The sequence below is a fragment of the Methanosaeta sp. UBA458 genome, from assembly GCF_002496085.1.
GTDB classification, from domain to species: Archaea; Halobacteriota; Methanosarcinia; order Methanotrichales; family Methanotrichaceae; genus Methanothrix; species Methanothrix soehngenii.
The window spans coordinates 1-5,184 of record NZ_DAIK01000098.1 but is presented as its reverse complement, the minus strand read 5'-3'; the positions used below and the strand labels follow the sequence as shown (position 1 = coordinate 5,184).

General features: G+C 52.8%; 5 protein-coding genes. 3 read left to right on the top strand and 2 right to left on the bottom strand.

Features of this window, described 5'->3' with window-relative positions:
• The first annotated feature begins 123 nt into the window (after positions 1-123).
• Positions 124-1,452 carry a tetratricopeptide repeat protein gene (locus BP822_RS06810; RefSeq protein ID WP_286878028.1) on the top strand — a complete coding sequence of 443 codons (1,329 nt, stop codon included), beginning with the start codon at positions 124-126 and terminating at the stop codon, positions 1,450-1,452.
• A 46-nt stretch (positions 1,453-1,498) separates the two neighbouring features.
• On the opposite strand, the gene BP822_RS06805 is transcribed toward BP822_RS06810, so the two are convergent.
• Both BP822_RS06805 and BP822_RS06800 read right to left on the bottom strand, forming a co-directional pair.
• A complete protein-coding gene (locus tag BP822_RS06805; protein WP_286878027.1) occupies positions 1,499-1,651 on the bottom strand; it encodes a hypothetical protein in 153 nt (50 codons plus the stop codon).
• 74 nt (positions 1,652-1,725) lie between these two features.
• Positions 1,726-2,754: a sulfurtransferase gene (locus tag BP822_RS06800; RefSeq protein ID WP_286878030.1), complete on the bottom strand. Its 1,029-nt coding sequence runs from the start codon at positions 2,752-2,754 to the stop codon at positions 1,726-1,728.
• A gap of 251 nt (positions 2,755-3,005) precedes the next feature.
• On the opposite strand from BP822_RS06800, the gene BP822_RS06795 reads away from it, so the two are divergent.
• Positions 3,006-3,809 (top strand): 2-amino-3,7-dideoxy-D-threo-hept-6-ulosonate synthase, encoded by an 804-nt coding sequence (locus BP822_RS06795; RefSeq protein WP_286878026.1) that lies wholly within the window; start codon positions 3,006-3,008, stop codon positions 3,807-3,809.
• A gap of 79 nt (positions 3,810-3,888) precedes the next feature.
• Positions 3,889-4,971, top strand: a complete 1,083-nt coding sequence (locus BP822_RS06790) for a hypothetical protein (protein WP_286878024.1) — start codon at positions 3,889-3,891, stop codon at positions 4,969-4,971.
• Positions 4,972-5,184: the final 213 nt, after the last annotated feature.

The window sequence follows — 5,184 nt, the reverse complement described above, 5'->3', positions numbered from 1 at the left end:
GACGCAAATGGTTTGAGGAATAAGACAAAATGGATCAGCAATTCATGCTTCACTCTGATTCTCACAGGTTTAATTTTATTGCTCACGTGCGAGGGCGCGCAAGATAATACTGCAGATTACTGGATGAATCAAGCCAGAGACCTTGGCCATAAGGGCATGCACGAAGAAGCCCTTCAGGCATACGATGAGGTTTTGAAGCTGGACCCAAAAAATGTGACTGCACTTCTGCGCAAGGCATCAGACCTCGGAAGCATGGGCAGGGAGAACGAATCGCTCTCGGTTTATGAAAAGGCGCTTGCCATCTCGGAAGAGACCCTCAAGACGAATCCGATGGAAGCATTTGCCTGGCAGGATAAAGCCATAGCATTGAGCGGCCTTGGCAGGCAAAAGGAGGTTAAGCAGGCTTATGTCGAGGCTTGGGCAGCCTTCAACGAGAGCATCAAGAAAGATCCAGAAAATGCCAAACTCTGGAAGGGCAAGGCCGACACCCTGGCAAATCTTGGTCAATGGGAAGAGGCACTGCAGGCATACAATAAGGTAACAGAGATCGATCCTCAGGACTATATGGCATGGGGAAGAAAAGGAGAGTTCCTCGGCTTGACTGGAAAGTACAACGAATCCCTGCAGGACCTGGAAAGAGCCATTGAGTTGATACCTGCAGAAAATGCTGAAGATATACAGGCCTGGAGTCTGGCCAAGGTATCTGTCCTCCATGCAGCCGGTCAGATAAAGGAGGCCCTGATAGTCCTTGATAATGTCACAACGCGCTACCCACAGAATAAGAGAGCTTGGAGCCTGAAAGGCAATGACCTGGCAAAGCAGGGCATGCACAACGAATCATTGACGGCCTACGATGTTGTTCTCAAGCTGGACCCGCAGGATGCCGATGCCTGGAACGGCAAGGCCCGCCAGCTCGCAGAGGTGAAGAGGTATAATGAGTCTTTGCAGGCCTACGAGGAGGCCATTCGCCTGACGCCGAGCAAGGATGCCAAAGACTTGGCCGCGCTCTGGATGGATAAGGGAGATCTTCTGAATAACGCAGGCCGGGAAGATGAGGCCAGATCTGCCTTCCAGATGGCCATTGATACCTTAGACAAGATCTTGCAGGACAACTCCAAGGATGCTGCAGTTTGGCTGGAAAAGGGCAATGCACTGCAGAAGCTGGGCGAATACAATGCCGCAGTAGATTCCTATAATGGGACCATCAAGCATGCAGCCTCCAGCATACCTGGACGGATTTCGGCTGCAAAAGCCTGGATCGGCATGGGCGACGCGCTGTCTCTTCAGGGAAGGAACAGAGAAGCCCTGGAGGCATACGAAAAGGCCATAGAGCTGCATCCAAATTATGGTGAAGCCTGGCTGGGCAGGGGAGAGATGCAGAAGGCAGAAGGCGATGCCTACAATGCAAGCCTATCGATCTTTGTAGCAGGCAAACTTGGATACACCAGATGAAAATGCTTTTTCTTTTATAATTTTTATTTTTGGGCGAAGTTGCCCTCTAAGGCCTCGCGTCCTGCGGATGAAGCTCGAGATCTCTGGTATTCTGGACGGGTCCAAGAGCAAATCCCTGTTCTCGCTCATCTTCGCCCATGGCGGTGGCCAGCTGAATCTGCCAGACAGAGATCCCGTTTTCCGCCATCATGGGATACATCTGATATTGCATTTTAGCAAACCCGATATTTTATCTTTGGCAATCTAGGCAGCCAGCCCTTTTTTTCGGCTGGATTATTTCACATTGCTAACTGCCCACCTGGTCTCCTTCCACCAGTCGCCCACCAGCAGGGTGGCATTGTAGCCCATGAGCCGCAGGCTGAAAAAGAGGCTGTAGGCCTCTGGCGTCCCGTAGACCACGGCGGTCCCGGACTCATCCAGCCGGCTGCCGAATAGATCCTCCAGGATGCTGGCATCTTTAATCCCTGAATCTTTATAGATCCTATCCAGGCTCAGGGGCATGGCCTCATTGGTGATCCTGTTCTTGCCGTATTCAGAAAAGTCCCGTGCATCCAGAATGCTGACATCGGATAGCCCAAGCAGGCCATCAAGACTCTCGGGGGTTACCAGGAGGCCCGGCACCACGTGGCTGGTGTAGTTGGTAGGCGCAATAGACGGTGCATTTGCGCTCAGATCCAATCCTGCATTCAGGGCGGCATCAATTCCTCCGTCAAGTAGGCTGATGTCATCATGCCCCAGGTATGAGAGGGCCCAGAAGACAAAGGGTGCACCATGATCGCTGGAATCGCCATAGATGAGGAGCCGATCGCTTGCGATTATCCCCGCCCGGCCCAGAGCCTCCTGGGCCAGGATCGGATCCAGGACTCCATCCTTTTGCAGGTCCTTCCAGTAAAGGTTGCGAGCGCCTGGGATATGCCCCTCCTGGTACTCTTGAATAGAGCGCACATCCAGGATAACTCGATCGCTTTCGATCAAATTCGCCCGGGTGAGGATCGAAGCTACAGGATAATCGGCAGACTTATCTTCAATGGTATTCGATTCGGCCTGGGCTTGTGAATTCGGCATGTTCTGCTCGACAGGAGGACTTGGGCTCAGCATGCTGTTCTCATAGGATTCCTTCTGGGCATACCAGCCATCCAGGTTCGTCCAGTCCGGGCAGTCGGGACAGAACTCCCCTGTCTCCGTGCCTGCCAGTGCAGTGCCAAATAGGATAATCAGAGAAGTGGCTGCCAGCAGGGATATGAAAAAAGCAGTTCCTGCAATCTCTCGCTGCTGCTTTTGACCAGATACACCCAAACCCATCCAAATCACTCAGAAGGTATGGATTTTTTCCACTATTTCAGGCTTGCTAATCCTTTGCCCACCCCTGCCTTTCGCCTTTGCTCCTCCTCCTCTCCCCTTCCATTGATCATCGCCAGATCATCCTCCCAAATCCTTAACAGAAACTATAAATACACAATATTGCTCATTGTAGCAATGTAATATACTATAATGTACTAAAATGTGCATCAAACAAAAATGCTGAATAAGCCAAGACTTAGGAGTTGCCGAGATTGAGAGGAACATCGATTCGCATGGAGAGGATATTCAACCGTAGTACCGGAAACGCAGTCATAATACCCATGGATCACGGGGTTACCGTTGGACCCATCAAGGGAATCAAGAGCGTCAAGAACATCGCCGATGCCGTAGCTCGGGGGGGAGCGGATGCTGCCGTGGTTCACAAGGGCGCGGCCACCTTCGGCCATCGAGGCTATGGCCGTGATCTCGGCCTGATAATCCACCTTTCCGCCTCCACCGCTCTGGGACCTGATCCGAACAACAAGGTCCTGGTGGCGACGGTGGAGGAGGCTTTAAAGATCGGAGCGGATGCGGTTAGCATTCACGTCAATGTGGGTGCAGAGGATGAGAGCAGAATGCTCTGCACGCTGGGCGAGATATCCCGCCACTGCCAGGAATGGGGCATGCCTCTCCTGGCGATGATGTATCCCCGGGGAAGGAAGATCAAGGACGAATATTCAGCGGAGAGCATCGCCCATGCCGCCCGGGTGGGTGCGGAGCTGGGGGCGGATATCGTCAAGACCAATTACTCCGGAGATCCGGATAGCTTTGCCAGTGTGGTCGATAGCTGCCCGGTTCCTGTGGTGATCGCAGGCGGCCCCAAGGTGGAGACGGAACTGGACCTCCTCCTGATGGTGGAAGGGGCTATAGTCTCAGGAGCGCGTGGGGTCGCCATTGGGAGAAACGTCTTCCAGCACCAGGATCCCGAGCTGATCACCAGAAGGATCTGCGGGGTGGTGCACAAAGGGCTCAAGGCGGAAGAGGCGGCATCCTTAGAGAAACCTTCAAAAGACTGATCACAAGAGGAGGCTATTCAACTGAAAGCTGAAAGGGAGCCAGCAAATATAAAAAGATATAAAAACCTCCAATAGTTCGATGAAAGGGCCAGGGAATGTATCGATTTCGAGGATAATATCCGCCGTTATTCTCTTCTTTTTCCTCCTGGCTGCTGTCTCTTTTTCATATTCCGTTTCTGCAGAGGACGGGAAGAACGGGCGTCCCGATCTGGCTATCTCCTCGGTCAATGGCAGGCTGGATACAAATGGCCCTTCGACATTGTACGTCCTGCTGCATAACAATGCTACTGGACAAGCCCCCGAGCCACAAGAGTACCAAGAGGTGGATCTTGATCCGGCAAGAGCCAGGGGCATTACAGCAGAGCTTGTTAGCGATGACGAGAGGGTGAGGGTTTTGTCCGGACCCCAGATGGCAGGCTCCCTGGGACCGGGAGAGAACACCACGGTGGAGTTCATGGCCCTGGCTGAGGGGGCAGAGGTGGGCATCTATCCCGCCAGGCTCAGGCTGAGCTATTCTCGTCTGGAGAGGGTTTCGACCTCCAACGAGGACATAGCGCCCGATATCATATTTGTCTATGAGGATCTATCCGAAGAGCTGCCTTTGCCGGTCAAGGTGGTCCTCGGGCCGAAGATAATGATACCGGAGATCAAAGGAGCGGCAAGGCCGGGGGAGGCAACTGAGCTTGAGGTTGTGGTGGCCAACGAGGGAGACGAGGCCGCCATTGACCTCCGGCTGGAGGCAAGAGCCAATTCGCCATTCCTCCGGGCAGGGGATGAATTGGTAAATGAATCGGATGAAAAACAAAACTATAAGGACCTCGAGGCGGGATCTGAGGCATCCTTTGAACTCATGGTTCTCACCGAGGGCAATACCACGTCCGGATACGCTCCCCTTCCCTGCAGTATCTCTTACCGGATTTCACCACCCGGGGAGGATATGGACCAGATAGGCAAGGGTAGCGAGAGGCGGGAGGATATTGCTCTCCTGGTGATGGTAGAAGAGGACTCTCATCTTGAGGCATGGATGCTCTTTTTTGCTGGCATTCTCATTATTCTCATCCTGGCGGCGGCATACATTTATTTCAAGAATTTCAAGCGAAATGGGTCAGGCAGGAGCGACTTTGGCAAAAAGAAAAGGCTCCTCGCTATTTTGCATGGGTGAAATTGAATCGGAAACTCTCTGTATCTTTTCGCCTCTGTGGTGAACCGCGATGCTCTGACCCAACCACAGAGGCGCAGAGGAACAAAAGGCCATATTCTCTGCCTTAACTCACCCACATAATTCAGCTAAGAGCCTGATCTTATTCCCCTTTTCTTTGCGGATCATCGGACTTGATATAGCGCATGCTAATTAGGGCAGCTAATGCTCCCAGGC

What these genes read in the sequence shown, in the direction of transcription:
- BP822_RS06810 (WP_286878028.1), top strand. Translation starts at nt 124, where the DNA reads ATGAATCAAGCCAGAGACCTTGGCCATAAGGGCATGCACGAAGAAGCC.
- BP822_RS06805 (WP_286878027.1), bottom strand. Translation starts at nt 1,651, where the DNA reads ATGTATCCCATGATGGCGGAAAACGGGATCTCTGTCTGGCAGATTCAG.
- BP822_RS06800 (WP_286878030.1), bottom strand. Translation starts at nt 2,754, where the DNA reads ATGGGTTTGGGTGTATCTGGTCAAAAGCAGCAGCGAGAGATTGCAGGA.
- BP822_RS06790 (WP_286878024.1), top strand. Translation starts at nt 3,889, where the DNA reads ATGAAAGGGCCAGGGAATGTATCGATTTCGAGGATAATATCCGCCGTT.